Origin of the sequence: Alloyangia pacifica (assembly GCF_900116195.1) — a bacterium.
Taxonomy (GTDB): domain Bacteria; phylum Pseudomonadota; class Alphaproteobacteria; order Rhodobacterales; family Rhodobacteraceae; genus Salipiger; species Salipiger pacificus.
In genome coordinates, this window is sequence record NZ_FOZW01000008.1 from 1 (window position 1) to 25,881 (window position 25,881).

24 protein-coding genes are annotated in these 25,881 nt (G+C 67.7%); 10 read left to right on the forward strand and 14 right to left on the reverse strand.

The genetic code is table 11. The annotated features are described in order from the left end of the window. The 3 genes from BM397_RS16745 to BM397_RS16755 form a co-directional block, all read left to right on the forward strand. On the forward strand, positions 1-292 hold a 292-nt coding region (locus BM397_RS16745), incomplete at its 5' end, for an AAA family ATPase (protein WP_143187066.1). A gap of 24 nt (positions 293-316) precedes the next feature. Next, positions 317-1,348 (forward strand): Gfo/Idh/MocA family protein, encoded by a 1,032-nt coding sequence (locus BM397_RS16750; protein WP_092427465.1) that lies wholly within the window; start codon positions 317-319, stop codon positions 1,346-1,348. A gap of 1 nt (position 1,349) precedes the next feature. After that, on the forward strand, positions 1,350-2,480 hold the full coding sequence (locus BM397_RS16755) for an NAD(P)/FAD-dependent oxidoreductase (RefSeq protein ID WP_092426848.1): 1,131 nt from the start codon (positions 1,350-1,352) through the stop codon (positions 2,478-2,480). 200 nt (positions 2,481-2,680) lie between these two features. On the opposite strand, the gene BM397_RS16760 is transcribed toward BM397_RS16755, so the two are convergent. Next, complete coding sequence (locus BM397_RS16760) at positions 2,681-3,613, reverse strand: LysR substrate-binding domain-containing protein (protein WP_092426850.1); 933 nt, start codon at positions 3,611-3,613, stop codon at positions 2,681-2,683. A 117-nt stretch (positions 3,614-3,730) separates the two neighbouring features. Here BM397_RS16760 and BM397_RS16765 point away from each other — a divergent pair, with 117 nt between their 5' ends. Then, positions 3,731-5,773, forward strand: coding sequence for an NADH:flavin oxidoreductase (locus BM397_RS16765; RefSeq protein ID WP_092426852.1), 2,043 nt, complete (start codon positions 3,731-3,733; stop codon positions 5,771-5,773). Between the two features lie 129 nt (positions 5,774-5,902). Here the strand turns inward: BM397_RS16765 and argE are convergent, their stop codons facing one another. From argE to BM397_RS16785, 4 genes are all read right to left on the reverse strand, one after another. Continuing rightward, a complete protein-coding gene (argE, locus tag BM397_RS16770; RefSeq protein WP_092426854.1) occupies positions 5,903-7,108 on the reverse strand; it encodes an acetylornithine deacetylase in 1,206 nt (401 codons plus the stop codon). Next, complete coding sequence (locus BM397_RS16775) at positions 7,105-8,595, reverse strand: tripartite tricarboxylate transporter permease (RefSeq protein ID WP_092426856.1); 1,491 nt, start codon at positions 8,593-8,595, stop codon at positions 7,105-7,107. The genes argE and BM397_RS16775 overlap by 4 nt, the downstream gene beginning before the upstream one ends. Before the next feature lie 12 nt (positions 8,596-8,607). Next, positions 8,608-9,102: a tripartite tricarboxylate transporter TctB family protein gene (locus tag BM397_RS16780; RefSeq protein ID WP_092426858.1), complete on the reverse strand. Its 495-nt coding sequence runs from the start codon at positions 9,100-9,102 to the stop codon at positions 8,608-8,610. A 141-nt stretch (positions 9,103-9,243) separates the two neighbouring features. Next, positions 9,244-10,215, reverse strand: coding sequence for a Bug family tripartite tricarboxylate transporter substrate binding protein (locus BM397_RS16785; RefSeq protein WP_092426860.1), 972 nt, complete (start codon positions 10,213-10,215; stop codon positions 9,244-9,246). A 121-nt stretch (positions 10,216-10,336) separates the two neighbouring features. Between BM397_RS16785 and BM397_RS16790 the strand changes: the two genes are divergently transcribed. Beyond that, on the forward strand, positions 10,337-11,248 hold the full coding sequence (locus tag BM397_RS16790) for a LysR substrate-binding domain-containing protein (RefSeq protein ID WP_092426862.1): 912 nt from the start codon (positions 10,337-10,339) through the stop codon (positions 11,246-11,248). Between the two features lie 127 nt (positions 11,249-11,375). On the opposite strand, the gene BM397_RS16795 is transcribed toward BM397_RS16790, so the two are convergent. Genes BM397_RS16795 through BM397_RS16815 form a run of 5 tightly spaced genes read right to left on the reverse strand, consistent with a single transcriptional unit; the run spans position 11,376 to position 15,975 of the window. After that, the gene (locus BM397_RS16795) at positions 11,376-12,632 is read right to left on the reverse strand and encodes an FAD-dependent oxidoreductase (RefSeq protein WP_092426864.1); all 1,257 of its coding nucleotides are present in this window, start codon (positions 12,630-12,632) and stop codon (positions 11,376-11,378) included. Further along, positions 12,629-13,441 carry an ABC transporter permease gene (locus tag BM397_RS16800; protein WP_092426866.1) on the reverse strand — a complete coding sequence of 271 codons (813 nt, stop codon included), beginning with the start codon at positions 13,439-13,441 and terminating at the stop codon, positions 12,629-12,631. The genes BM397_RS16795 and BM397_RS16800 overlap by 4 nt, the downstream gene beginning before the upstream one ends. After that, complete coding sequence (locus BM397_RS16805) at positions 13,434-14,201, reverse strand: ABC transporter ATP-binding protein (RefSeq protein WP_092426868.1); 768 nt, start codon at positions 14,199-14,201, stop codon at positions 13,434-13,436. The genes BM397_RS16800 and BM397_RS16805 overlap by 8 nt, the downstream gene beginning before the upstream one ends. 58 nt (positions 14,202-14,259) lie before the next feature. Further along, positions 14,260-15,276 carry an ABC transporter substrate-binding protein gene (locus tag BM397_RS16810; RefSeq protein ID WP_092426870.1) on the reverse strand — a complete coding sequence of 339 codons (1,017 nt, stop codon included), beginning with the start codon at positions 15,274-15,276 and terminating at the stop codon, positions 14,260-14,262. Positions 15,277-15,327: 51 nt separating this feature from the next. Then, the gene (locus tag BM397_RS16815; protein ID WP_245696129.1) at positions 15,328-15,975 is read right to left on the reverse strand and encodes a GntR family transcriptional regulator; all 648 of its coding nucleotides are present in this window, start codon (positions 15,973-15,975) and stop codon (positions 15,328-15,330) included. A gap of 150 nt (positions 15,976-16,125) precedes the next feature. Here BM397_RS16815 and BM397_RS16820 point away from each other — a divergent pair, with 150 nt between their 5' ends. After that, on the forward strand, positions 16,126-16,920 hold the full coding sequence (locus BM397_RS16820; RefSeq protein ID WP_176806719.1) for a shikimate dehydrogenase family protein: 795 nt from the start codon (positions 16,126-16,128) through the stop codon (positions 16,918-16,920). Between the two features lie 678 nt (positions 16,921-17,598). Here BM397_RS16820 and BM397_RS16825 read toward each other — a convergent pair. The 4 genes from BM397_RS16825 to BM397_RS16840 all read right to left on the reverse strand — a co-directional run bounded on the left by BM397_RS16825 (position 17,599) and on the right by BM397_RS16840 (position 21,251). Beyond that, positions 17,599-18,351: an SDR family NAD(P)-dependent oxidoreductase gene (locus BM397_RS16825; protein WP_092426876.1), complete on the reverse strand. Its 753-nt coding sequence runs from the start codon at positions 18,349-18,351 to the stop codon at positions 17,599-17,601. A gap of 10 nt (positions 18,352-18,361) precedes the next feature. Then, a complete protein-coding gene (locus BM397_RS16830; protein ID WP_092426878.1) occupies positions 18,362-19,690 on the reverse strand; it encodes a TRAP transporter large permease in 1,329 nt (442 codons plus the stop codon). Next, entirely contained in the window at positions 19,683-20,171 is a 489-nt protein-coding gene (locus tag BM397_RS16835) for a TRAP transporter small permease (protein ID WP_092426880.1), read from the reverse strand. Before BM397_RS16835 ends, BM397_RS16830 begins: the two co-directional genes overlap by 8 nt. A gap of 75 nt (positions 20,172-20,246) precedes the next feature. Beyond that, a complete protein-coding gene (locus BM397_RS16840; RefSeq protein ID WP_092426882.1) occupies positions 20,247-21,251 on the reverse strand; it encodes a DctP family TRAP transporter solute-binding subunit in 1,005 nt (334 codons plus the stop codon). A 184-nt stretch (positions 21,252-21,435) separates the two neighbouring features. Here BM397_RS16840 and BM397_RS16845 point away from each other — a divergent pair, with 184 nt between their 5' ends. The 4 genes from BM397_RS16845 to BM397_RS16860 are packed head-to-tail and all read left to right on the forward strand — an operon-like array spanning position 21,436 to position 25,877. Further along, on the forward strand, positions 21,436-22,260 hold the full coding sequence (locus BM397_RS16845; RefSeq protein WP_092426884.1) for an IclR family transcriptional regulator: 825 nt from the start codon (positions 21,436-21,438) through the stop codon (positions 22,258-22,260). A 10-nt stretch (positions 22,261-22,270) separates the two neighbouring features. Continuing rightward, positions 22,271-23,440: an acetyl-CoA acetyltransferase gene (locus BM397_RS16850; RefSeq protein ID WP_092427467.1), complete on the forward strand. Its 1,170-nt coding sequence runs from the start codon at positions 22,271-22,273 to the stop codon at positions 23,438-23,440. Next, positions 23,437-25,050: an acyl-CoA synthetase gene (locus BM397_RS16855; protein WP_092426886.1), complete on the forward strand. Its 1,614-nt coding sequence runs from the start codon at positions 23,437-23,439 to the stop codon at positions 25,048-25,050. The genes BM397_RS16850 and BM397_RS16855 overlap by 4 nt, the downstream gene beginning before the upstream one ends. After that, positions 25,047-25,877, forward strand: a complete 831-nt coding sequence (locus tag BM397_RS16860) for a PPC domain-containing DNA-binding protein (RefSeq protein ID WP_092426887.1) — start codon at positions 25,047-25,049, stop codon at positions 25,875-25,877. The genes BM397_RS16855 and BM397_RS16860 overlap by 4 nt, the downstream gene beginning before the upstream one ends. The last annotated feature ends 4 nt before the right edge of the window (positions 25,878-25,881 follow it).

Below are 25,881 nucleotides of genomic sequence, written 5' to 3' on the forward strand. Positions count from 1 at the left end.
CGTCGCCATCGCCCGGGCTCTGGCGATGGACCCCGAGGTGGTGCTCTTCGACGAGGTCACCAGCGCCCTCGACCCGGAACTGGTGAAGGGCGTGCTCAACCTCATGGCCGATCTCGGGCGGCGCGGCATGACCATGGTCGTGGTCACCCACGAGATGGGCTTCGCGCGGCAGGTCGCTGACCAGATCGTCTTCATGGACGAGGGCAAGATCGTCGAAGCCGGCACGCCCGATGCGCTTTTCGACAACCCGCAGACCGACCGGCTGAAGAAGTTCTTCGCCGAGGTCCTGTGACACGGAAAACCTAAGGAAACTCCGATGAAAGACCTATCATGGGGCATCCTCGGCACCGCCGGCATCGCGCGCAAGGCGATGCTGCCCGCCCTGCGGGATGCCGAGGGTTGCCGCCTCGCCGCGATCGCCTCGCGCGATGTCGCCCGGGCCGAGGCCATGGCCGGCGAGTTCGGCATCCCGCGCGCCTACGGCAGCTACGAGGCACTGCTCGCGGACCCCGAGATCGACGTGATCTACAACCCCCTGCCAAACCACCTGCACGTGCCCCTGACCTTGCAGGCGCTGGCCGCCGGCAAGCACGTGCTGTGCGAGAAACCCCTCGCGCTGAGCCTCGCCGAAGCCCGCGAGGTCACCGCAGCGGCGCAAGCCGCGGGGCGGGTGGTGGCCGAGGCCTTCATGACCCGCCACCACCCGCAATGGATCAGAGCCCGTGAACTGGTGAGCGCGGGCCGGATCGGCCGGCTCACCGGCGTGCAGGCGCTGTTCAGCTACTGCAACGACGATCCGCAAAATGTCCGCAACCAGAAGGACATCGGCGGTGGCGGGCTCTATGACGTCGGGTGCTACGCGGTCGACACCGCGCGGTTCTTTTTCGGCGACGAGCCCGAGGCGGTGAGCTGCACAATGGACCTCGATCCGGACTTCGGCACCGACCGTCTGACCACCGGGGCCGCGCGTTTTACGGGTGGCGGCCAGCTGAGCTTCACCGTCTCGACCCAGTCCGCGCTGGTTCAGCAGCTCACGCTGCTCGGCACCGAGGGCTACCTCGTGCTCGACGCGCCCTTTAACTGCCCGGCCGATCACGCGGCGCGGCTGGCGCTCGACAGCGGCACCGATCTTCTCGGTGGCGGGCGCGAGCTGCTGACCTGCCCGCCCGCCGACCAGTACCGCCTGCAGGCCGAGAGCTTTGCCCGGGCGGTGCATCAGAACCATTTCGCCGCCGGTGCGGCCGCGGACATCCTTGGCAACGCCGCCACGCTCGAGGCGCTAACACGCGCCGCGCAGAGCCGCCGCTGGGAAGCCATCACCTCGACAACGGGACAAGCAGGAGACTGACATGCAGTGCCCCAAACCCTCCATTTCCACGGCGCTGATCATCGGCGGCGGCATCTTCGGCGTCTCGACCGCCGCGCAGCTCAGCCGCATCGGCGTGCGGGTAACCCTGATCAACGATGGCCCGCTGGGCAACGGAGCCTCCGGGCGCTCGCTGGCCTGGCTCAACACGGCACGGCGGCGCAGCCTGCCCTATCACCGTCTCCGCCAGGCCGGGATCGAGCGCTACCGTGTGCTGGCCGACCGCAATCCCGGCGTCAGCTGGCTGTCCTTCGGCGGCGGGCTGACATGGGACGCGGAAGACGACAGCAACGAGATCGCTGATGTCTTCCGCTACGAGCGGGACCTGGGCTATCCCGCCGAACTGCTGTCGGGCGATGAAGTGAGCGCACAGATCGAGGGAGTTGATGGCGCGCAGGTGACGAGTGCCGGCGCGATCCTCAACCCCAATGAAGGCTGGGTCGACCTGCCGTCGCTGATCGATCAGCTCGCCGCTGAAGTCAGGGCCGCGGGCGGCACCATCGTCACCGATGCGGGCCGGGCCGACCTGATCGTGGAAGACGGGCGCTGCACCGGCGCGCGCTGCGCCGACGGACGCACATTCTCTGCCGACAAGCTGCTGCTTGCCACGGGCCCCGCGGTTCCCGCCACGGTGGCCGAACAGGGCATCACCATCGGTGACGACACGCCGGTCGCACTGCTCGTCGAGACCCATCCGCTTGCGCATCCGCTCCGCGCCGTGCTCAACACCCCGCGCGTCGCCATCCGTCCAACCCCCGACGGCGCGTTCTACCTCGACTCCGGCTGGTCCGAGGAAGAGGTGGTGGTGCACGAAGACGGCACCTTCGAGGCGCTGCCCTCGACGGTCAGCGGGTTGATCGACGAGGCCCGCAAGGTTCTCAGCGGCGCGCCGGACCTGCAGGTCAAGGCGGTGCATCTTGGTCCCAAGCCGATCCCCGGGGACGGAGAGCCGGTGTTCGGAGAGCTCGAAAAACTGCCTGGCTGCTTCGTGGCGTTCTCGCACAGCGGCGCGACGCTGGGCCTGCTCGCCGGCGAACTTCTGGCCGAGGAAATGGCACTGGAGCTGCGCCACCCGCTGCTCGACCCCTTCCGGCCCGAGCGCTTCGCAAGCTGACACGCAGGGACAGCATCAAGGGGTTGCCGCGATCTAAATCGCGGCAACCGAGCCCCGGAAGATCTGTCTTCCCGGAAAGTCGAAGCCGACGAGGCGCCGCGGCTCGATCCGCGCAGGGGCATCGCGGTTCTGCCCTATCTTGCCGCAGCTCCGCTGCCGGAGGCAGGGCCGTCATCGCACAAACCCGCAGGCTGCGGGCATCAGATCCCGGCGGAGCGGGGCAGGATCGGTCGCAGCTCCGAAAGGTCGTCTTTCATCCGATCCACGAGCCATTGCGCGATGTCGGCAACGATCTCACGCGGGACACCGTTGCCGCATTCGATCAGGCGGTGAACCCGCTCTGCGCGATGCGCCCGGCCCCCGACCGGGACCAACCTGCCCTCGAGCAGCAGCCGGGAGGTCACGCTCAGCCAGCCGAGCGCCACGCCGCTGCCGTCCAGCGCGGCCTGAAGAGCGACCGAGTAATCGTCGAACTCATGGCAGACATCGCCCTCCCGATCGCCCGGTGTGCCGAGGTCTGACATCTCTTTCCAGATCTCGCGGGCGTGATCGGAGAAGTGCAGGAACGTGTGCCCCCCCGCCGTCCTCCGCGCGGCCAGATAGCCCGGGCTGCTGACCGGAAGGACAACCTCCGGTGCGAAATCCCATGTCCGGGCCGCCTGCTCCGACGGGGCAGCGGTGCGCACCGCCAGATCGACATCTTCCGGAAGGCCCCGCATCAGGCCCGACATCAGGTGAAACCTCAGCCGGACTTCCGGAAAGGCCTGGCTGAAGGCGGCAAGCCGGGGAGCCATCCAATGCGCCACGAAGGAACCGGAGACCGAGAGGCTGACAACCCCCGCATCCTCCTGCCGCCGACGCTCGATCTCATTGATCGTGCGCATGATGGTGCCCATGCCCTGGGTGATCGCATGAAAGAGCTCGCGGCCGGCGTCGCTCAGCTCTGCGCCGGTCGGCCGCCGGTCGAACAGCGCCACGCCGAGCTCCCGTTCCAGCTGCGCGACGTTGCGACTGACCGACGGCTGCGAGATGTTGAACGCCTTGGCGGCGGCCGAGAAGCTGCCGCATCGCGCCGCGCATTCGAAGACCAGAAACGGCTTGAGAGAGGCGAACCTCCGGCTGAACTCTTCCATACGCAGAGCGTATACCTTGCTCTCATTTATTCAAGCTTCACCTAGGCCTGTCTTGCGGTCACGCTTGCAGCGAATGAATACCGCTTGCGGCGGTCACCCGGATCAGGAGCTGAACGCATGGACACATCCGCCCCGACCCTCACCAAGGACCCGCTTCTCGATCCGTTCGTCCTGAAGGGGCTGACACTGCGCAACCGTGTGATTAGCACGTCGCATGCCTCGGCCCTCGACGACGGGGGCATGCCGGGCGAGCGCTACCGGGCCTATCACGTCGAAAAGGCCCGCGGCGGCATCGCGATGACCATGATCGGCGGCAGCGCCATGGTGTCGCGCGACTCGAGCTGGGGCGGCGGGCAGCTGAACCTTTCCACCGATGCGGTGATCCCGCACCTGCAGAAGCTCGCCGAGGAAGTCCATGGGGTCGGCGCTGCCGTCATGACACAGATCTCGCATCTCGGCCGGCGCGCGCAATACGCCACCGGTGCGTGGCTTCCGGTGCTTGCGCCGTCACGGGTCAGGGAACCGCGCAATCGCGCCTTCCCCCGGGAAATGAGCCGGGACGACATCGACAGGATCGTCGCCGACTACGCAGAGGCGGCCCGGCGCGCAGCGGAGGCGGGGCTCGATGGGGTTGAGACCCTGACCGGCGGTCACCTGATTGGACAGTTCCTCTCGCCGCTGACGAATTTTCGCACCGACGGTTTCGGTGGCAGCCTCGAGAACCGCGTCCGCTTTGCCCTGATGGTGCATGACGCCATCCGCAGGGCGGTCGGCGAGGCCTTTCCGATCGGTATCAGGCTGGTCGTGGACGAGGGTGTCGAAGGCGGGCTCACGCTCGAGGACGCGGTCGCCATCGCGCAGATCCTCGAACGCGAAGGCACCGTGGATTTCTTCAACTGCATCTATGGCCTGATGGACAGCGACCTGACCTTGTCCGAAGACAACATGCCGGGAATGTTCCAGAAGAGCGCGCCCTACCTTCCCTCGGTCGAGGCCTTCCGCAAGGAGGTGCGCCTTCCGCTGCTGCACGCGGGCGGGATCAGGGACGTTGCAACCGCACGCCATGCGATCCGCGAGAACCTCGTGGACCTCGTCGGCATGACCCGTGCCCACCTCGCGGACCCGCATCTCGTCCGCAAGCTCGAAGCGGGGACCGAAGAAGAAATCAGGCCCTGTGTCGGGGCCTCCTACTGCCTGTTCCGCAAGGCGCATTGCATTCACAACCCCGCCACGACCCGCGAACTGACGCTTGGGCATGATGTTCCCAGAGCCGCGAGGCCCGGCCGCGTCGTGGTCGTTGGCGGCGGACCCGCCGGGCTCGAGGCGGCCCGGGTCTCAGCCCTGCGCGGCCATCGTGTCACGCTCTTCGAAGCGGCCGCGCAACTCGGTGGTCAGCTCCGGATCGCGACAAGGGTCAGGGAACGCGCCGATCTTCTGGGCATCCTCGACTGGCGCGAAAGCGCGTTGCAGCGCCTTGGTGTCGATATCCGCCTGAACAGCTTCGCCGAAGCCTCCGACATCCTTGCAGAGAGCCCCGACACCGTCATCGTCGCGACGGGCGGCATTCCCGATCTCGACTGGCTGGAAGGGGCGGATCACTGCCTCTCGGTCTGGGATGTTCTCGGCGGTCGTATGCCCTCCGGCGAAACCGCGCTGGTCTATGACGGGACCGGCAGGCAGGCCGCCGCCTCCTGCGCGCTTGAATTGAGCCGGAACGGCAAGCAGGTCATCTTCGCGACCCCCGACGATGCGGTTGCGGTCGAGATGCCGTACCAGGACCGCAGCGGATTCCGGAAGCGTTTCGCGCAGATCGGCGTGGAACAGGTGACGGATGCGCGGCTTGTCTCGGTGCGCAGGACCGGCAGCGGTCTCGAGGCCGTGTTCCGCAACACCTACACCGGCGAAGAGTCTGCCCGGAGCGCCGCATCGGTGGTGATCGAGCATGGCACACGGCCGCTCGACGATGTGTTTGACGCCCTCTGCGCGGCCTCCGCCAATCGTGGCATTACCGATATGGACGCGCTGACGCAGCGCGCTGGCAACTCCGCGCCGCTCGCAGTCCAGCACGGGTTTGCGCTGCACCGGATCGGCGATGCCGTGGCCTCGCGCGATGTTCATGCCGCCATTCTCGATGCCTACCGGCTCGCGCGGCTGATCTGAAGTCATCGGGCGGAGGTCACGGCCCGCGCCCTCCATAGGGCACGGGCCTGCGGTTTCCCGGCGGGATGTCGTCGGCTGCGGTAGCCGAAGCGGAGAGCTTCGGACCTTGATCCGGGGCCCCGGGGGGGCTCAGGCGGGGTTGGCGCAGAGCTCGGCGAGGATGCTTTCGAGGAAGGCAACGCAGGCATCGAGCTGGTCGAGGTCGACGAACTCGTTGGGCTTGTGCGCCTGCTCGATCGAGCCCGGACCGACGATCACCGAGGGGATGCCCCCGGTCTGCTCGAAGATGCCGCCTTCGGAGCCGTAGGAAACCTTGCCGCCCCAGGCCTCGGGCATCAGCCGCGCGTAGCGGGCATAGCCCGCCGTGTTCCGCGCCTCGCCCATCGGCGGATAGGCGAAGATGCGTTCGAAGGCGATGCCGGTGCCTTCGGTCTTCGCGGCCATCTCGCGGCCCAGCTCGGCCTCGATCCGCGCCAGCAGCTCGGCCATGTCGGCCTCGGGGTCCATGTCGGCGATCGAGCGCAGCTCGAAGGTGAAGCTGCAGCTGTCCGGGGTCACGTTGGTGGCCACCCCGCCGTCGATCATCGTCGCCAGCATGGTCGCATGGGGCACGGTGAAGTCGGGATCGAAAGGTCCCTCGGTCTCGTAGCGCTTGCCGCGCTCCGAGATCATCGCGATGGCGCGGGCTGCGTATTCGATGGCGTTGACATGCTCGGGCACGAAGGAGGAATGCCCCGAGGTGCCGGTGACATGCGCGCGCATCGCGATCTTGCCCTTCTGGCCGGTCACCAGCTGCATCATCGAGGGCTCGCCGATGATGGCGAACTCCGGCGGGACAGGCAGCGCGGCGAGGTGCCGTGCGATTGCCGGAGCGCCGAGGCAGCCGACCTCCTCGTCATAGGAGAAGCAGAAGTACACGGGGCGCGACAGCGATGCGGCTGCCAGCTTGGGGGCGACCGCCATGGCGCAGGCGGCAAAACCCTTCATGTCGCAGGCGCCACGTCCGTAGAGCCTGCCGCCGCGGATCTCGGCCTTGAACGGATCGCTCTGCCATTCCGGCTCGTCCGCCGGAACCACGTCGGTGTGCCCGGACCAGACCATCCCGCCCACGTCCTCGGGGCCGAAGGCGGCGACGAGGTTGGCCTTGGCGCCGGTTTCGTCGGGCAGGATGGTGATCCGCGCGCCGAGCGCGCCAAGATAGTCGGCCATGTGATCGATCAGCGGCCGGTTGCCGTTGCGGGACACCGTGTCGAAGGCGATCAGGTCCGAAAGGTGCTGCGCGGCGCTGGCCTGCCGGTCAGGGGCGGCGGGCTTTGTCTCGCTCTGCAGGGTCATTGTGCAACTCGTCTTTCTGTCTTTGTTTTCTGGATTTCGCGCCGCACCGTGATGGTCAGGACGAACAGGATGAGCACCGCGAAGACCCAGGTGATCGGCGACGACAGTAGCACCGCCGGATCGCCGCGCGAGATCGCCAGGGCACGGCGCAGGTTCTCTTCCAGCATCGGGCCGAGGATGAAGGCGATAAGGAAGGGCGCCGCCGGAATATTCAGCAGGAACATGCCGAAGCCGACCACGCCCATGACCAGCAGCACCGCCACGTCGAAGGTGCTCGAGGCGATCGAGTAGATGCCGAAGATGCACAGCAGCAGAACCAGCGGCGTCAGCAGGGTCTGCGGGATGTGCGAAACCTTGGCGAACATGCGCATGGTGATCTTGCCGGCGAAGAAGAGCAGCACCGAGGACACCAGCATGCCGATGAGCAGCATGTAGACCTCATGGATGTTGGTCTGGAACAGCAGCGGGCCAGGGGTGAGGCCCTGGATCATGAAGGCACCGAGCATGACGCCGGTGATCACGTCGCCGGGCACGCCGAGCGCCAGCAGCGGGATCATCGTCGCGCCGCAGGCGCCGTTGTTAGCCGACTCCGAGGCCGCGATGCCCTCAAGCTCGCCCTTGCCAAAGTTCGCCCCCGTCTTCGAGCTGCGCTGCGCCTCGCCGTAGGAGAAGAAGGCCGCCGAGGACGGGCCAATGCCTGGGATCGCGCCCAGCACCGAGCCGATGACCGAGCCCTTGAGGATGGTCTTCAGCGAGCCCATGAATTCCTCGCGGGTCACGTGCTGCGCGCCCAGCGTCGCCGCCTCTTCCTTCTTGGCCGCGCGCATCACCACCAGCTTGATCAGCTCGGGCAGCGCGAAGAGGCCGATCAGCACCGGCGCGATCGACAGACCCGCCTGCATGTCGGGGGTGAAGGCGAAGCGGAACGAGCCGTACATGTCTTCGCCCACGGTTGCCAGCAGCAGACCCAGCGCGGCCGAGACGAGGCCCAGCAGCAGCGAGCTGCCCGAGACGCCCGCCACGGTGGTCAGCGCGAAGAGCATCAGCATGAAGAACTCGGGCGGGCCGATGCGCAGCGCCAGAACGGCGAGCGGCGCGGCGAAGAAGATCAGCGAAAGGTTCGAGACGAAGTCGCCGATCACCGAAGAATAGAGCGCCATGTTGAGCGCCTTGCCCGCCTTGCCCTGCTGCGCCAGCGGGTAGCCGTCGAGCGCGGTGCAGGCCGCCGAGGCGGTGCCCGGGGTCTTGATCAGGATCGCCGAGACCGAGCCGCCGTAGGTCGAGCCCTTGTAGAGGGCGACCAGCAGCAGGATCGAGGGCACCGGGTCCATGTAGAAGGTGAAGGGCAGCGCGAGGGTGACTGCCATAGTCCCGGTCATGCCGGGGATCGCGCCGACGATGACGCCGCCCCAGATGCCCGCGATCATGATCAGCAGGTTCTGCAGCGTCGCCACGGCGACCAGCGCGGAGAGGATTTCGTGGAACATGGGTAACTCCGATCAGAAGCCGAAGGGCTTCGTCAGCACGCCCTTCGGGAACTGCGTGCCGAGCGCCGAATGGAAGAAGATCTGCAGCAGGATCGGCCCGCCGAAGGCAAGCAGCGCGATCCAGACCGCATGGCCGCGTTCGCCGGTCATCAGCACGATGCAGAGCGTGAGCAGCACCGTCGAGAGCAGGAATCCGAGCAGCGGAATGGCCACGAGAAAGAGCACGAAGGCCAGCATCAGCCCGGCGAAGCGCACCGTCATGCGCGCCGGGGTGCTGCCGTCGGTCTCGACCGGCTCCTCGGCCGCACGGGGGCGGGTGAAAGCCAGAAGCAGCACCAGCGCGCCGAGCGCGATCCCCGCGAGCGAGACGGTCCGCGGCCACATGTCCGGCGGCGGGGCAAAGCCCGGGATGAAGGCCGGGCGCGGCACGAAGGCGGGGACGAGAACGAAGGCGGTCAGCGCGAAGAAGGCGACAATGATCAGCCCCCGCAGGACGGGCTTGGGCATGAGGACGTTCCTGGGAAATGAGAGGCCCCGGCACGGCGGGGCGAGGCGGTGGCGCGGCCTTGCTGGCAGGGCCGCGCCGACGGGTCGGCAGGTCGGATGTCAGACGGGCCGCGACGAGGCGCGGCCCGGAGCGGCAGGCGCTCAGTTCGACAGGTAGCCGAAGTCCTGCGCGAGACCGTGGAACAGCTCGTACTGGCTCTTGGCGTAGTCGGTCATGTCGACGTCGCCGATGGTCGAGATCGAGCCGCGGCGTGCCGCGAGGTCGAGCCACTTCTCGTCGGTGGCCACCTGGCCCAGCACGTCATGCCACTTGGCAACCACGTCCTCGGGCAGGTCCTTGGGGCCGTAGAGCGCGCTCCAGCCGGCGATCTGGCCGGCCTTTTCGTAGCCGAGCTCGGCGGCGGTGGCGACGTCGGGCAGGCTCTCCATGCGCTTCGGGGCAAAGACCATCAGCGCCTTCATGTCGCCGCTCTCGATGTGCGGCATCAGCGAGGCCGCCGCCATGGCGACGAAATCGACGTGGCCGCCGAGCAGCGCGGTCGCGAGGGCACCGCCGCCCTTGTAGGGCACGAGGGTCGCGGCGGTCAGCGGGTCAAGGTCATTGTCGGCCAGCAGCGCCTGGGTGGTGAAGCCGTCGATCGCGGTCGCGCCCGAGGCGGCATAGGTCATGCGGCCGTTGCTGTCCTTGATCGCCGCTACAAGCTCTTCAACCGAGTTGTAGGGCGCATCGCCGCGCACGGCGAGGATCATCGGCGTGGCTTCGAGCGCGCCGAGGAAGGTGTAGGCGTCCCACTCCACGGCGTTGCCGGGGGTCACGGCCGGCGACAGCGCCATGCCGACACGGGCGAGCAGCAGCGTGTAGCCATCCGGCTCAGCTTCGGAGACCGAGCGCGCGCCGTTCATGCCGCCTGCGCCGGGCTTGTTCATCACGGTGACCGGTTGGCCGAGGAACGGCTGCGCGGTTTCCGCCAGCGCGCGACCGGCGAGGTCCGAGGCGCCACCCGGGCCGTAGGGAACGACGAGCGTCACCGCCTGATCGGGATAGTCCTGGGCCGCCGCGGGCCCGGTTGCTGCGATCACGGCAAGCGCGATCGTGCCAAGAAGTTTTTTCATGATTACCTCACATCTGCTCCGGCGCGGGCCGGACTGTTGGATGTGGTGCACCATTCACAGTATGCGAGAATTGACAATGGCGGAGAAGAAATTGCACAATATGCATACTGAGGGAGAGTGAATGTTCAAGACACGGGAATTGGAGGCTTTTGACGCCTACATGCGCCTCGGCGGCGTCAAGATGGCGGCAGAGGACCTTGAGGCAAGCCAGCCGATGGTCAGCCGTCTGCTCTCCTCGCTGGAGGAAAAGGTCGGCTTCGATCTGTTTCTACGCAAACGGAATCGCCTCGCGCCGACGCCCGAGGCATTCCGTTTTCACCAGACCGTGGTGCGGCATCTGGCCGGGCTGCGCAGCCTCGAACAGGAGGCGGTGGCGATCTCCAACGGTCAGGTCGGGCACCTGGTGATCGCCGCCCAGCCGATCTTCTGCGACACCTTCCTGCTCGACGCACTGCAGAGCTTCCGCGAGACCCATCCGCTTGCCACGGTGCAGATCGTCGATGTCGGCATGGCCGAGCTGCTACGGATGATCAGCGAGCAGCGCTGCGATCTCGCCTTCGGGATCACGCTCAACGCGGAGGCCTTCGGCGGCGACGCGCGGGCGCTCGCGCACTGCGCGGCGCATTGCATCCTGCCAAAGGGGCATCCGCTTGGCGATGTTGAGGAAATTCCCCTCCCCCGCTTGCGCAAGGAATGGTTCATCGACCTTGCCGAGGGCAGCCCTCTGCGCCAGCGCGTCGACCACATGATGGAGACGATCAACGTCGATCGCCCGATCGCCGCCGAGTTGCGCACACTGCACGGGGTGGTGCGGCTGGTCGAACGCGGGGTCGGGGTGGCGATCGTCGATCCGGTGGCGAGCCAGCTGCTTGACCCCGAGAAGGTGACCTCGCACCGGCTGATCCCCGCGATCACCTGGGACATCGCCCAGTTCGTGCCGCAGGGCCGCCCGCTCAGCGCGGTCGGCCTGGCCTTCGCCGAGGCCGTGGAGGCCGAGATCGACAGGCTCAAGCTGGCGGGGGTGGTGAGCTGAGGCCGGGCCGGGAAACGAGGGTTCGATCCGGGGTTCGGCACATGACGCACGACCATGGACGCGGGGTGCCGCCGGTACACCCGGCAGCACCCGGACTGCTTCAGCGCGGGCCGAGGCCCGCCCCCGATCAGGTCAGCCCGCCGAGGCGGCGGACTTCCGCGCCGACGGTCTCGCCGTCTTCCGCGCCGATGGCGGCGGCGATGCCGGCAGCCTCGCCGGTGGCGAAGGCAGTGCCCATCACCCGCACCGATCCGTAGGCGACGGGGTCCGCCCCGATGACCCGCCCGGCGACGAAGAGGTTCTCCAGCCCGCGCACCCGCAGACTGTCGAGCGGCACCGAGGCGTAGCCTGGCCCGCCCACCGAGTGGTACACCGGCTTGCCGGCCTCGCCATGCAGCTCCGCCGGCCAGGCGGCGCGCGCCACGCTGTCGGGGCGTTGCCGCCCGCTGGCCAGGTCCTGTCCGGTCATCTCGTAGCGGGTGGCGGGATGGCGGCTCTCGCGGATGCCGATTTGCGGACCAGACTGGGCGAGGAAGCAGCGCTCGAAGCCGGGCACATGCGCGCGCAGCATCGCCACGTAGTCATGCGCCATCTCCCGCGCGCGCTGCTCGGCCCAGGTAAAGCTGCTCGAGCTGAGGTCGCGCAGGGCAAGGTCGATGATCATCCACCACATGTCGCCGGTCCCGGGAATGCGCGTATAGATGCCGCCGTCGTCGCGGGTGATCGGATAGGCCCCGCTTGCATTGTAGTGCCGGACCGCCGCCTTGATCGCCTCGCGGTCGAAGGGCACCTCCGGGTCGAGACCCGAGATCCGGATGGGGGCCGAGACCGCCTGGAGCCGGCCCTGATCATCGCCCTCGCGCATGGCGATGCCGGCGACGAGCGAGAGGTTGGCATCCCCCGTCGCATCGACGAAACCTTCGGCGGCGATGCGGCGGCGCCCCTCCATCCCGGCGACGGTGACGGATTCGATCCGGTTGGCGGTCCGCGTCGCAGCGGCGACACGCGAATGCAGCAGCACGTCGACGCCATGGTCGGCCAGCACCCGGTCGAACGCCAGCTTGGTGCCCTCGGGATTCAGCAGGATGATCCAGTTTCCGGTGGTCTCGGAGTTGTAGGCCTCGCCGGTCATGCCGCAACTGCGCATGGCCTCCAGCACGAGGTCACCGGCGCCGCCGACGGCCTTGATCGGGGTGCGCCCCTGCTGAAAGAAGCCGCAGTAGGCCAGCACCTGCGAGGTCGTCGCCGCCCCGCCGAGGAAGCCGTATTTCTCGACGAGGCAGACCTTGGCCCCGGCGCGGGCGGCACCGAGCGCCGCGCCGACACCGGCTGCCCCGCCGCCGGCGACGATGACGTCGTATTCGCTTTCGATCTTGCGGCTCATGTGCGCCACCCCAGCACGTGCTTTTCGACCGCGCCCACGGCGGCCGACAGAAGCACGCCCAGCAGCGACAGGATCGTCACCCCGGCAAACAGGCGCTCGAGATCGTAGAGCGAGCCCGCCTGCAGGATATAGGCGCCGATGCCATGCTCCGCGCCGAGCATTTCGGCGGCCACCAGCAGGATGATCGCAATCGCGAGGCTGACCCGCAGACCCGACAGGATGCCGGGCATAGCGCCGGGCAGCACGATGCGGAAGACCACGGTCGACCAGCGCAGGCCGAAGCTCTGACCCATCCGGATCAGCGAGCGATCGACGTTGTCGACGGCGCCATAGGTCGAGACCACCGTCGGGGTGAAGGTCCCGAAGGCGATGAGCGCATATTTCGAGGCCTCGTCGATGCCGAACCAGATCACGAAGAGCGGCAGCAGCGCGATCTTGGGGATCGGGAAGATCGCGGCCACCAGCGGCACGAGACCGGCCCTGGCAAAGGAGAAAAGGCCGATCATCACGCCGACGGCGATCCCCACGGTGGCGCCGATGGTGCCGCCGACGAGCAGCCGCATCAGCGAGGGCGCGAGGTTGGTCCAGAGCGCGCCCGAGGCGGCGAGATCCCAGAGCGTCAGGAAGACGTCCGAGGGACGCGGCACGGTGAGCGACGAGATGAACCCGGCGCGCGTGCCCCATTCGAGGAAGGCGATCAGGAGCACGAAGACAAGCGCGCCGACCCAACGCGGCGAAGACGGGCGGAAGCCGCCGCCGCGGAACTCGACCGGGCGGACGTCTGGGGTCTGGGTTGCGATGTCAGTCATCGATCAATTCCATATCGGCGGCCTCGGCCTCTGCGCGCATGAGCGCCCAGAGATGCTGCTGGGTGCGTTCGAGCTCGGGGTCGGTGGCGCTGCGATCCGCGAGGGGGGTGTCGATCTCGACCACCTCGTTGATCTTTCCGGGGCGGCGCGACAGCACGACGATCTGGTGGCCCAGGCGCACGGCTTCGGCCAGGTTGTGGGTGACGTAGACGGCGGTGAAGGGCGAACGGGTCCAGAGGTCCACGAGGTCATCCATCAGCAGCTCGCGCGTCTGGCTGTCGAGCGCCGAAAGCGGCTCGTCCATCAGCAGCACTGCGGGATTGACAGCCAGCGCCCGGGCGATGGCGACGCGCTGCTTCATGCCGCCCGACAGCTGCTTGGGCAGCGCCTTGCGGAAATCGCTCAGCTTGGTGCGGGCCAGCACATCGCTGATGATCTCATCGGCCCGCTTCTTCGGCACGCCGTGGTCCGACAGGATCAGCGAGATATTCCCCTCCACCGTGCGCCACGGCAGCAGCGCGAAATCCTGGAACACGTAGGTGAGGGGGTTGATGCTGTCGGCCGGCGGCTCGCCGACCTGGCTCACCGTCCCCGATGTGGGGCGCTCGAGGCCGCCGAGAAAGCGCAGCAGAGTGGATTTTCCGCAGCCCGAGGGGCCCACGATGCAGACGATGCGCCCCTTGGGTATGGAGAGGTCGATATTGCGGATGACCTCGACATCGCCATAGCAATGCGAGACCCCTTCGAGTCTGAGTTCCATGGTATCTTCCGATGATGGGTGGCCGGCCGTTCAGGGTCGAACGGCCGGCACTGTCAGGTCAGGAACGCGCTTCGACGTAGCTCTCGTCCACGAGCGTCTCGTAGGCGATGTCGGCCTTCACGAGGTTCTCGGATTTGAACCAGTCAAGCTGATCCATGATCGACGCACGGTTCAGCGACAGGCCCGCGTTGATCCGCATCGCGCCGTTGACGATCGGCGCGCGGGCGTCTTCCAGCGCGCGGTCGGGGTAGATGTGCGCCGCGAGCAGCGCGACGATGGCTTCCTGTTCTTCCTCGCTGGCGCTCTTGTCGACCAGCGCGGCGTTGAAGTCCTCGGCGCCGCGCGACAGCGCCGCGAGGAAGGCCCGGGTCTGCTCGCCCTCGTCCGCCGCGGTCTTGGCCGAGGTGAAGACCGTCGTCACCTGGTAGTCGGGAATGTAGTCCGCGACCTCACCGATGATCTTGACGGCACCGGCATCGGCCAGCGGCTTGGCGATATGCGGCACGATGGACCAGGCGTCGATCTGCCCGGACTTGATCGCGCCGATCACCGCGCCGGTTTTCTGCAGCGGCTTGAACTTGAGCTCGGCGTTTTCGGCGGCGGCGATGCGCGCGCCCATGTAGTGGAAGGACGAGCCCGCCTGGGTCATGCCGAAGGTCTTGCCGTCGAGCTCCGCGGGGCTGGTGAGGCCCGCCTCATAGGCCGCGTTCGAGGCGAGGATCTTCTGGCCAGAGATGCCCTTCTCCTCGGTCAGCGCGCCGCCGATCACCTTTGCCACGCCCTTGTCGGCCAGCGAGATGAGCCCACCCGAGATCGCCGTCATCGCGTAGTCTGTGTCGCCCGAGGCAATCGCCACGGCCATGGGCTGCGCGGCTTCGAAGAAGTCGAAGTTGACGTCGAGCCCGGCTTCTTGGAAGTAGCCACGCTCGAAGGCGATGAAGCTGGGCGCATGGCTCACGAAACGCAGCGCGCCGACGTTCACCGCGGTTCCGGCGCGCGCCGAGCGCACGAGATAGGGGGTCGCCAGGGCGCCGCCGAGGGCGGCCAGCGTGGCACGCCGTGTCAGGGATTTCATGTGGGGGTCTCCTCCTTCAGGTAGTTGCCTCGGACCGAGGCAGGGGTAATCCTAGTGATCGCCCTCCCGCGAGCGCGATGTATCCAGCTCGTGCGCGATGTCGCGGGTGAGCTTGTGAATTGCAGCATCGACGTCGTGCCCGAGAATGGCTTCGACCATCTCGGCGCGGACCCTGCGCAGCGCACGCGGGTCGCAACGCCCTTCGCGCAGCGCCGCCAGCCGGAAGCGCCGGGACTGGTCATAGAGCTGGCCAAGCACGCGGATCATGCGCGGCGAGCCGCAGCCCGCGATCAGCTCCTGGTGCAGCGCCCGTCCGGCTTCGTCCCACATCATGACGGCGCCGTCGGGGTCCGCCAGCAGCCTGTCCGTCGCCCGGTCGGCGGCGTGCAGCGCCGCGACGAGCTTTCCCTCCCAGGCGATGTCGGCCTTTTGCATCGCCCATTTGAGGGCGAGCGGCTCCAGCTCCGCGCGCAGCTTGATGATGTCCTGCAGGTCGGCCTCGGTGGCCGAGGCGACGCGAAACCCTCTCTGCGCGGTGGCCTCCACCAGCCCCTCGGAGGCCAGCAACGTCAGGGCCTCGCGCACGGAATGGTTCGAGCCCCCGTAGCGGGCACGCAGGTCTTCGATCTTCAGCTTGGAGTCCGGGGGCAGCTCCCCGAAGGCAATGTCCCTCCGAAGCGAGGCAGCCACGACCGACACCACGGTCTCCGCTGTCGTCTTATGAGGCTTGCGGCCGAACATCGCGCCGGACCCTTTCGTTACTTGATCTCAAAAATGTGTAACTTTACTAAAAGTGTTCGAGATGCGGCGTCAAGGGGGGCGCCACGCACTGTGCCGAGGAGGACGCGCATGGAAACGACCCGGACAGCGACGCAGGTGATTCCGATCCTTGGGGATCCCGTGGCGCAGGTGGCTACTCCCGCGCTCTGGAACGAGGTATTTCGCGCAAGGGGGCAGGACGCCATCTGCGTGCCCCTAGACCTTCCCGCCGCCGGGCTCGCGCCGTTTCTGGAGTGTGTGCGCCAGGCCCGCAACGTGCCCGGTTTCCTGAGCACCGTACCGCACAAGGCTTCACTTGCATCGGCCTGCGACGCGCTGTCGGACACCGCGAGGCTGCTCGGTGTCGTCAACACCGTCCGGCTGACCGAGGGTGGCCGGATGGTCGGCGACATGTTCGACGGTCAAGGCATGCTGGATGCGATCGAAATGACGGGCGTGGCGCTGGCCGGCGCGCGCCTGGCGATCTGCGGCGCCGGCGCTGCGGGAGGAGCCATCGCGATCGAGGCTGCCAAACGCGGTGCGCGCGAGATTGCCCTGATCGACACCGACGCGGCCCGCACCGCCGCCCTCGCGGAAAAACTCGCCGCTGTGGCCGCCCTGCAGATCCGCACGGATTTGCCCGGCAGCGCCGACATCCTGGTGAACGCCTCACCCGCCGGAAGCCCGGGCGCCGCGCCGCCGCCCTTCGGCGCGGCACTCATCGCAGGCGCACGCTGCGTCGCTGAGGCGCTCACGGACCCGGAAGAGACCGAGCTGCTGAAAACCGCGCGCCGGGCCGGCATCGCCACTGTCCCCGGCCGCGAAATGGCCCGCTGCCAGGCGCTCCGCATGCGCGCTTTCCTCGGCCTCGAGACCACCGGCTGACCGGGGTCTTTCTGCGCCCACTCCGCCCCGCCAACGCTCTTGCGCTAACCCTTTAGCCCGTCCACGGACCGCGCGAAAATCAGCCCTGCGCGGCAGCGAAAACGCCGGATGTCACGCGGGCCGAGCGGCTCCGCCGTCGCCATGGCCTCCGGCGTGGCACGACCGTCCCGCATCCCGCCCGCAGTCTCGGTGCCGAGCCAGGCCCCGGCGCGGCGTTGCGGAACTGCCCCCTCTCCTGAAACACCTGCGCACCGCTGAACCGCACACCCGGGCCCCACACCCGGCATGCCGCTGCCGGAGCGAGGTCGGCGCGGTGGACGCGTCAAACCCGACACGCAAAAGGCCCGCTCGCCTGCAGACGCGGGCGGTGGGGTCGCCGCCGCGCGGGGCGATCCCGGCTCACCGTCGCAAAGGTCCTGCCGTGCCCGCCCTTGAAGGACCTGCGTGACGTGGCATGGCTTTGCGAAAGGGGCTGGCCGCGCGCTCCGACGGCAATTTCCCCGACATCGCCACATTGGCTCGGAGCTGCGGTGCTGCGGTCCGGCTGCACGTCCCCGGCGGTCGCACCCGCTCGGGGCGCACCGCATCGGCACGGCCCGCTTGCGCAGGGTGCCAGCGGCCGCCCCTTCTTCTCTTTTCAAATACGCGGCTGCGCCAGTGCCACCCGCACCGCGCCGCTCAGACGCGCAGCGCCGGCAGCCCCACCCCGGTCGACTGGAACCCACCGTCCGAGGCGATGGTCTGACCGGTCACATAGCTTGCCTTGTCGGAGCACAGGAAGACGATCACCGAGGCAATCTCGTCCTCCGAGCCATAGCGGTTGAGCGGGATCGCATCGTGATAGGCGGCGATGATCTCGGGCGAATGCACCGCCATGGCGAGCTTGGTGCGCACCGGGCCAGGCGCCACGCAGTTGGCGCGGATGCCGTATTCGCCCAGCTCCGCCGCCTGCTGCTGCGTCAGCTGGATCACCCCGGCCTTGGAGGTGCCATAGGCCACCCGCAGCGTCGAGGCGCGCAGCCCGGAGATCGAGGCGATGTTGACGATGGCGCCCTGCACCTCTTTCAAATGCGGCACGGCGGCCTGCGAGCAGAGGAACACGCCGTCGAGATTGGTCGCCATGACCGTGCGCCAGCGCTCGAAGCTGGTCTCCTCGATGGGGCCGAAATCGGCGACCCCGGCGTTGTTCACCAGCGCGTCGATGCGGCCGAATTTCGTGGCCACCTCGTCGATCATCGCCGACACCTGCTCCGGCTGCGAGACGTCGCAGACCACCGGCAGCACGTTCTGCAGCTGCCCGGCCTCCGCCATCAGCGCCTCGGCGTCGCGGTCGATCATCGCCACGCGGCGGCCCTCCGCGAGGAACTGCTTGGTCGTCGCGAGCCCGATGCCGCGCGCGGCGCCGGTGACGATTGCTGTCTTCTGGGTCATGAAAGACTCCTCAGTTGGTGGGCCCGAGCAGGCCGAGAGAGAGTTGCGGGAAGGCGCCGATCACCGCCAGCCCGATGATGCAGACCAGCAGGAAGGGCAGCGCGCCGCGGGCGACGCGCTCGATCGGCAGGCGGGTGACATTGGCGGCGACGTAAAGGTTGATGCCCACCGGCGGGGTGATGAGCCCGATGGCGAGATTGACCATCACCAGCACGCCGAACCAGACCGGGTCCCAACCGAGTTCGCGCACCACCGGCATGAAGATCGGCAGGCAGATGAACATCACCGTCACCGCGTCCATGAACATGCCGGCGATCAGCAGGATCAGCATGATGACCAGCAGGATCACGCCCTCGTTGCCCGACAGGCCGAGCAGCGCGCCCGAGTAGCTGCCGACCAGGTCCTCGACCGTCACCACCCAGCCGAAGAGGCTGGCATAGGCAACGACCAGCATGACCGTGGCCGAGGAAGCGGCAGCATTCGAGAGCGAATGGTAGAGCCCGGAGAGAGTCAGCGTCCGGTAGATCAGACCGCCGACCAGCAGCGCGTAGACCGTGGCGACCAGCGCCGCCTCGGTGGGGGTGAAAATGCCCGAATAGATCCCCCCGAGAATGACGACGGGGGTCATCAGGCCCCAGAAGCTTTCCTTGAACGACAGCCAGAGACGCTGGCCATAGCTCTTGTCCGCATGCGGCATGGGGCTCAGCTTTTCCAGCGAGGCCGCGTGCCCGGCCTTCGGCTTGGCGAAGGGCAGCGTCAGCAGCATCATCCCTCCCATGAAGAGCCCCGGCAGGATGGCGGCAAGGAAGAGATGCGAGATCGAGGTCTCGGCGATCACCCCATAGATCACCAGCCCGATCGACGGCGGGATGACGATCGACAGCGCCGCGCCGGTGCAGACGAGGCCCGCGGCATAGGCCTTGGGATAGCCATCTTCTTCCATGCCCTTGATGATCATCGGGCCGATGGCGGCGACCGAGGCGGGACCGGAGCCGCTCACCGCGCCCCAGAACAGGCAGACGGTTGTGCCCACAACACCCATGCCGCCGGGGGTCGCTCCGATCAGCACGCGGAAGAAGCGGATCATCCGCTCGGCGATACCGAGCGAGCCCATGAGGGTGCCCGCGAGGATGAAGAACGGGATGGCGAGCAGCGAGAACTTGGTAATGCCGGTGGCGATGAGATCACCCGCCAGCTCGAGGCCAAAGCCGATCTGCCACATGGCGTAGATCGCCGAAAGTCCGAGCGAGAAGGCCACCGGCACGCGCAGCGCCAGCAGGATGAAGAACAGGATCACCATCTCGGTGCCCGCCGGCAGGCCGGGGAAGAGGTCAAACATCGGGGATCACCTCGTCATCCTCGCCGGTGCGCCAGACCACCCAGGCGTGCTGCAGGTAGCGAATGAGCACCAGCGCGAAGCCGAAGGGCACGGCGGCCTGATAATACCATGCGGGGATCTGCAGCCCGTAGGACCGCATGCCGTTGCCCATCATGTTGGTCATCGCCTGCCAGGAGTAATACGCCGAGAGCACCAGCAGCAGCGCCGAGGCCAGCACCGAGAGCGCGAAGACCACCCGCCGCGCCGGGCGCGGCAGCATGTCATGCACCAGACCCACGGCAAGGTGCTCGCCACGCCGCGCCGCGATGGCGGCGCCGAAGATGGTCAGCAGCAGGAAGCCGTTGGTCAGCAGCTCCTCGGTGGCGGCCAGCGAGTAATGTGTGCCGTAACGCACCACCACGTTGGCAAAGCCGAGAAAGGTCATGGCCAGGAAGAGCACCGCGCAGATGATCTTCTCGGCCTCGCGCAGGATGAAGGCCATTGCCCCTCCCTTGGATCAGCAGGCGTGGGTCAGGACGACAGGCGTGTCCCCGCGGGGACACGCCGTTTGCGGGGGTTACTTCGCGCCGTCGATGGCAGTCTGGAAGCTCTGCACCAGCTCGGGGCCGACCTTGGCCGCCCATTCGTCGAAGGCGGGCTTGGTGGCGTCCTTGAAGGCGGCCAGCTCCTCGGCGGAGGGCTCGTAGACCTCCATGCCCTTCTCACGCAGGAAGTCGATGCCGGTGGCGGTCGCCTCGCGGCTGATCTCGCGCTGGTAGGTCATGGCATCGGTCGCGGCGGTCTTCAGCTTGTCCTGCGTCTCGGCATCGTAGCTGTCCCATTTCTTCTGACTGATGCCGATGAAGATCGGGTCGTATGAATAGTGCCAGGTCGTCAGGTACTTCTGCACTTCGTAGACCTGCTGCGGGATGATCACCGCGCCGATCGGGTTCTCCTGGCCGTCGACCACGCCCTGCTGCAGCGCGGTCATCGTCTCGCCCCACTGCATCTGCTGCGGGTTGGCGCCGAGCGCGTTCATCACGTCGATGTACATCGGGCCGGCGACCCGCATGTTGAGGCCCTTCATGTCCTCGGGGGTCTTCACCGGACGGGTGTTGTTGGTCACCTCGCGGAAGCCATTCTCGCCCCAGGCCAGCACGATGATGCCCTTCTCGGCGAGGATCGCGGCCAGCTGTTCACCCGGCGCGCCCTGCGTGGTGGCATCGACCTGAGCGTAATCGGCATAGAGATAGGGCAGCGAGAAGGCCGCCATCTCCGGCACCAGCGGGGTCACGTTGATCGCCGAGGTCACCACGAGATCGAGCGCGCCGCGGCCGACCATCTCGGCCTGGCGCATCTGGTCGCCGCCGGCGAGCTGGGCGTTGGGGAAGACGCGCACGGTCAGGTCACCGCCGGTCGCCTCGGAGAGCAGCTCGGCGAACTTGTCGGCGCCCTTCTGCCAGGTGGTGGTGTCCCCGGTGTTGTGCGACAGGCGCAGGGTCTCGGCGGCAGCCGCGCCGACCATCATCGCGCCCGCAAGCACGGTTGCCAGGGCGGTGGTGCCCAGTTTCGCGAAAGTCATTCTGTCCTCCCAGAGTCTTCGGGCGGTCGTCGCCCTCGCCCCGCGCAGCCTCCCTGCTCCGCGTCGCGATCCACATCATGGAACAGTTTCATTGCCACGGACAAGAAGAACTTGCAATATTGCGAAAGAAACAAAATATTGCAGGGCAACTTTGCGAAGTCTCGGGGAGGAGGCGGACCGAAACATGGTCCATATTATGGAACAACGGAAGGCAGAAAGCGGTGCCCTTGCGGGCAGCCAGAGCGTCGACCGCGCCCTGGCCCTGCTCGGCATGGTCGGGCGGCGCCCGCTCGAGGGCGCGAGCCTCGGCGAGCTGGTCGCCGAGTCCGGTCTCAACAAACCCACCGTCCGCCGCCTGATGCTGGCGCTGATCCGAAACGGTATGGTCGAGCAGAACGAGGAGAACCGGCGTTACTTCCTAGGCGAAGAATCCTACATTCTCGGGACTTTCGCGGCGCATCGGCACGGGCTGCTGGAGCTCTCCTTCGAAACGCTCGCGCGGCTGGCGCAGGAGACCGGGGATGCCGCCTTCCTGTCGGTCCGGCGCGGCTTCTCGTCGCTCTGCCTGCACCGCGAGGAAGGCACCTACCCGATCCGCACTTACGCGCTAATGACCGGGCGGCTGCACCCTTTGGGCGTCGGCGCGGGCTCGCTGGCGATGCTTGCCGCCCTGCCCGATGCCGAGGTCGAGGCCGCCCTCGCCGCCAACGCCGACCGGTTGGAAGAAGACTACCCCGGCCTGCCACCCGAGCAGATTCGCACCCGCGTTACCGAGACCCGGGCCAATGGCTACGCGCTGAATCCCGGACTGGTGTTTCCCGACTCCTGGGGCATGGGCGTCGCGCTGCGCCGCCCGGATGGCGCATTGGCCGGCGCGCTGTCGCTCGCCGCGATCGAAAGCCGCATGCAGCAGCCGCGCAGGGAGGAACTCGTGGCGCAGCTCAGGGCGGCGGCGCAGGAGATAGAACACACGCTCGCGCAGCTCTACGCCGCGCGCACCCGCATTTGAGGAGGACATGATGCGAGACCCACAGATCGTCGGTTGGGGCCATACCCCGTTTGGCAAGTCCGAGCACCCCGACACCGAGAGCCTGATGGCCGCCGCCGTGGCCGAGGCGCTGGAGCACGCCGGGATCACCCCCGAGGATGTCGACGGCATCTTCACCGGCGTGTTCAACAACGGCTTTTCGCAGCAGGATTTCCAGGGCGCGCTGGTCGCCATGGGCGATGAGCGCTTCGCCCACACCCCCGCCACGCGCTACGAGAACGCCTGCGCCACCGGATCGGCGGCGTTGCATGGCGCGATGGATTTCATCGCCGCCGGGCGCGGCCGCATTGCGCTGGTGGTGGGCGCCGAGAAGATGACCGCCACCCCCACGCCCGAGGTCGGAGACATCCTGCTTGGCGCCAGCTACTGCAAGGAAGAGGCGGGCATCAGCGGCGGTTTCGCCGGGCTCTTCGGGCAGATCGCCGGCAGCTACTTCCAGCGCTATGGCGACAAGAGCGAAGAGCTGGCGATGATCGCCGCCAAGAACCACTCGAACGGCATGGCCAACCCGCTGGCGCATATGCGCAAGGACTTCGGCACCGCCTTCTGCAACACGGTCTCGGACAAGAACCCCATTGTCGCCGGGCCGCTGCGCCGCACCGACTGCTCGCTGGTCTCGGACGGGGCGGCGGTGCTGGTGCTTGCCGATGCGGAGACTGCGGCCGAGATGCAGCGCGCCATCGCCTTCCGCGCCCGCAGCCACGTCAACGAGATCATGGCCCTGTCGCGCCGTGACGTGCTGGAGTTTGCAGGGGCCCGCCGGGCTTGGGCGCAGGCCTTCGAGACGTCGGGGCTGACGCTCGACGATCTGTCGCTGGTCGAAACCCACGACTGTTTCACCATCGCCGAGATGCTGGAATACGAGGCAATGGGCCTTGCAGAGCGCGGCGAAGGCGGGCGGGTGATCCGCGAGGGGATCACCGCCAAGGACGGAAAGCTGCCGGTCAACGCCTCGGGCGGGCTGAAATCCAAGGGCCACCCCATCGGCGCCACCGGCGTGTCGCTGCACGTCATGGCAGCGATGCAACTGGCTGGCGACGCGGGCGAGATGCAGATCCCCGGCGCCGAGATCGCCGGCGTCTTCAACATGGGCGGCGCGGCGGTGACCAACTACGTGTCGATCCTGGAGCGGGTGAAATGACCGTCGACCTCTCTGGAGGCCTGCCCCCCGTCTCGACACGGGTGATGAACCTCGCCAACTTCCTGACCGAGAGCGCCCGCCGCCACCCCGGCGACATCGGCTTCGTCTGGGGCGCGCAGACCTGGACCTGGGCCGAGATGGAGGCGCGCTCGGCGGCCTTCGCCGCGGCGCTTTCCGGCAAGTTCGGCCTGAAGAAGGGCGACCGGCTTCTGGTGCAATCGGCGAACAACAACCAGATGTTCGAGGCCATGTTCGCCTGCTGGCGCATCGGCGCGGTCTGGGTGCCCGCCAACTTCCGCCAATCGCCCGAGGATATCGCTTTTCTCGCACAAAGCTCGCAGGCGAAGGGGATGCTCTGCGAAGCCGCCTTCCCCGAGCATGCGGCGGCCTGCGAGGGCCTTGGCTTTACCATCGGCATTGGTGAAGGTCTGGGCGAGGACTATGAGACGCTGGTCGCCGATCACCTCGGACAGCGCCCGCCGCAGGCCGAGGTACAGCGCGACGATCCCTGCTGGTTCTTCTTCACCTCCGGCACCACCGGGCGGCCCAAGGCGGCGGTGCTGACCCATGGCCAGATGGCCTTCGTCGTCACCAACCATCTCTGCGACCTGATGCCCGGGACCGGGCCCGAAGATGCCTCGATCGTCGTCGCGCCGCTCTCGCATGGCGCTGGCATCCACCAGCTGGCGCAGGTGGCGCATGGGGTGAAGACAATCCTGCCAAGCGGCGCGAAGTTCGACCCCGACGAGATCTGGGGGCTGGTGGCGAAGTGGAAGGTGACCAACCTCTTCACCGTGCCGACCATCGTCAAGCTGCTGGTCGAGCACCCCTCGGTGCAGGCCCACGACCATTCCTCGCTGCGCTACATGATCTACGCCGGAGCGCCGATGTACCGCGCCGACCAGGTGCGCGCGCTGGAAGTGCTCGGGCCGAAACTGGTGCAGTACTTCGGTCTCGGCGAGGTCACCGGCAATATCACCGTGCTGCCGCCCGCGCATCACGCGATCGACGATGCTGAAATGCGGATCGGCTCCTGCGGCTTTGCCCGCACCGGCATGCAGGTGCAGATCCAGGACGCCGAAGGCCGCGAGGTCGCGCCGGGAGAGACTGGTGAGATCGCCGTCATCGGTCCCGCCGTCTTTGCTGGCTACTTCGACAACCCCGAGGCCAACGCCAAGAGCTTCCGGAACGGCTGGTTCCTGACCGGCGATCTGGGGCATATGGACGCCGAAGGCTTCGTCTACCTGACGGGCCGCGCCTCGGACATGTACATCTCGGGCGGCTCGAACATCTACCCGCGCGAGATCGAGGAGAAGATCCTGCTGCATCCCGAGGTCTCGGAGGTTGCCGTGCTCGGCATGCCCGATCCGGTCTGGGGCGAGATCGGCGTCGCGGTCTGCGTGGCGCGCGGCGCGGGCGTCGCCCCCGAGGCCCTGCTGGAGTGGCTGGGACCGAAGATCGCCCGCTACAAGCAGCCGCGTCACGTGGTGTTCTGGGAGGAGATGCCCAAGAGCGCCTACGGCAAGATCACCAAGAAGATGATCCGCGAGGAGCTGATCGCGCGCGGGGACTTGCCCGCACCCGAACCCCGGAAAGCCTCGGCGCAATGAACGCGCCGACGCAACTTGGCCACCCCGGCCCCCGGGCCGGGGACCGCTTCACCGCCCTGCCCTGCCGCGCGCATCCGCTGGAGGTGCGGCTGGCGGCGGGCATGTGCTTCGAGCGGGCGGTGGTACAGGGCTTCGCCGAGGCCGGCTTCTCGGCGGGATACCTGCGGCTGTCGGGCGTGGCTTTCGACCGGCTGTCCTATGTCATCCCCGCGCCCGCCCCGGGAGACGGGCGCGCGGCCTGGTACAGCGAAACGCATGTGCTCGGGCACGCCACGCTCGCCGAGGCCGGCCTGCATCTGGGCATGAAGAACGGCGCGCCCTTCCTGCATTGCCATGGGCTCTGGGCCGGTCCGGACGGGCAGCAGCGGATGGGGCACCTGCTGGCCCCGGACTCGACGCTTTCGCAGGAGGTGGTGGTTCACGGCTGGGGCCTCAGCGGCGCGGCGCTGGCAGTGACACCGGACCCGGAGACGGGCTTCGATCTCTTTGCTCCGGTGACGATGGAGGATGCCGGGGGCGGTCAACCTGCGCTGCTCTGCACCCTGCGCCCCAACGAGGATCCCCACGTGCTGCTGGCGCAGGCGGGCGCGCCGCTCGGGACGGCGCGGATCGAGGGCATCGGCAGCCTCGTCAACACGACCTTCGAGCACGGCCGGCTGGAAAGCTACGCGACCGAGGTGCTGCTGCGCGCCGGGCGGCTGACCGGCGACACCGCGATCCTCAACGTTGCCTCCGTCGGCTTTGACGGCGCGCCGATGACCGGGGTGCTGCGCCCGCACGCCAACCGGATCTGCATCACCGCAGAGCTGCTGCTGATCGGCAGCTAGGCGC

What these genes read in the sequence shown, in the direction of transcription:
- BM397_RS16750 (WP_092427465.1), top strand. Translation starts at nt 317, where the DNA reads ATGAAAGACCTATCATGGGGCATCCTCGGCACCGCCGGCATCGCGCGC.
- BM397_RS16755 (WP_092426848.1), top strand. Translation starts at nt 1,350, where the DNA reads ATGCAGTGCCCCAAACCCTCCATTTCCACGGCGCTGATCATCGGCGGC.
- BM397_RS16760 (WP_092426850.1), bottom strand. Translation starts at nt 3,613, where the DNA reads ATGGAAGAGTTCAGCCGGAGGTTCGCCTCTCTCAAGCCGTTTCTGGTC.
- BM397_RS16765 (WP_092426852.1), top strand. Translation starts at nt 3,731, where the DNA reads ATGGACACATCCGCCCCGACCCTCACCAAGGACCCGCTTCTCGATCCG.
- argE (WP_092426854.1), bottom strand. Translation starts at nt 7,108, where the DNA reads ATGACCCTGCAGAGCGAGACAAAGCCCGCCGCCCCTGACCGGCAGGCC.
- BM397_RS16775 (WP_092426856.1), bottom strand. Translation starts at nt 8,595, where the DNA reads ATGTTCCACGAAATCCTCTCCGCGCTGGTCGCCGTGGCGACGCTGCAG.
- BM397_RS16780 (WP_092426858.1), bottom strand. Translation starts at nt 9,102, where the DNA reads ATGCCCAAGCCCGTCCTGCGGGGGCTGATCATTGTCGCCTTCTTCGCG.
- BM397_RS16785 (WP_092426860.1), bottom strand. Translation starts at nt 10,215, where the DNA reads ATGAAAAAACTTCTTGGCACGATCGCGCTTGCCGTGATCGCAGCAACC.
- BM397_RS16790 (WP_092426862.1), top strand. Translation starts at nt 10,337, where the DNA reads ATGTTCAAGACACGGGAATTGGAGGCTTTTGACGCCTACATGCGCCTC.
- BM397_RS16795 (WP_092426864.1), bottom strand. Translation starts at nt 12,632, where the DNA reads ATGAGCCGCAAGATCGAAAGCGAATACGACGTCATCGTCGCCGGCGGC.
- BM397_RS16800 (WP_092426866.1), bottom strand. Translation starts at nt 13,441, where the DNA reads ATGACTGACATCGCAACCCAGACCCCAGACGTCCGCCCGGTCGAGTTC.
- BM397_RS16805 (WP_092426868.1), bottom strand. Translation starts at nt 14,201, where the DNA reads ATGGAACTCAGACTCGAAGGGGTCTCGCATTGCTATGGCGATGTCGAG.
- BM397_RS16810 (WP_092426870.1), bottom strand. Translation starts at nt 15,276, where the DNA reads ATGAAATCCCTGACACGGCGTGCCACGCTGGCCGCCCTCGGCGGCGCC.
- BM397_RS16820 (WP_176806719.1), top strand. Translation starts at nt 16,126, where the DNA reads ATGGAAACGACCCGGACAGCGACGCAGGTGATTCCGATCCTTGGGGAT.
- BM397_RS16825 (WP_092426876.1), bottom strand. Translation starts at nt 18,351, where the DNA reads ATGACCCAGAAGACAGCAATCGTCACCGGCGCCGCGCGCGGCATCGGG.
- BM397_RS16830 (WP_092426878.1), bottom strand. Translation starts at nt 19,690, where the DNA reads ATGTTTGACCTCTTCCCCGGCCTGCCGGCGGGCACCGAGATGGTGATC.
- BM397_RS16835 (WP_092426880.1), bottom strand. Translation starts at nt 20,171, where the DNA reads ATGGCCTTCATCCTGCGCGAGGCCGAGAAGATCATCTGCGCGGTGCTC.
- BM397_RS16840 (WP_092426882.1), bottom strand. Translation starts at nt 21,251, where the DNA reads ATGACTTTCGCGAAACTGGGCACCACCGCCCTGGCAACCGTGCTTGCG.
- BM397_RS16845 (WP_092426884.1), top strand. Translation starts at nt 21,436, where the DNA reads ATGGTCCATATTATGGAACAACGGAAGGCAGAAAGCGGTGCCCTTGCG.
- BM397_RS16850 (WP_092427467.1), top strand. Translation starts at nt 22,271, where the DNA reads ATGCGAGACCCACAGATCGTCGGTTGGGGCCATACCCCGTTTGGCAAG.
- BM397_RS16855 (WP_092426886.1), top strand. Translation starts at nt 23,437, where the DNA reads ATGACCGTCGACCTCTCTGGAGGCCTGCCCCCCGTCTCGACACGGGTG.
- BM397_RS16860 (WP_092426887.1), top strand. Translation starts at nt 25,047, where the DNA reads ATGAACGCGCCGACGCAACTTGGCCACCCCGGCCCCCGGGCCGGGGAC.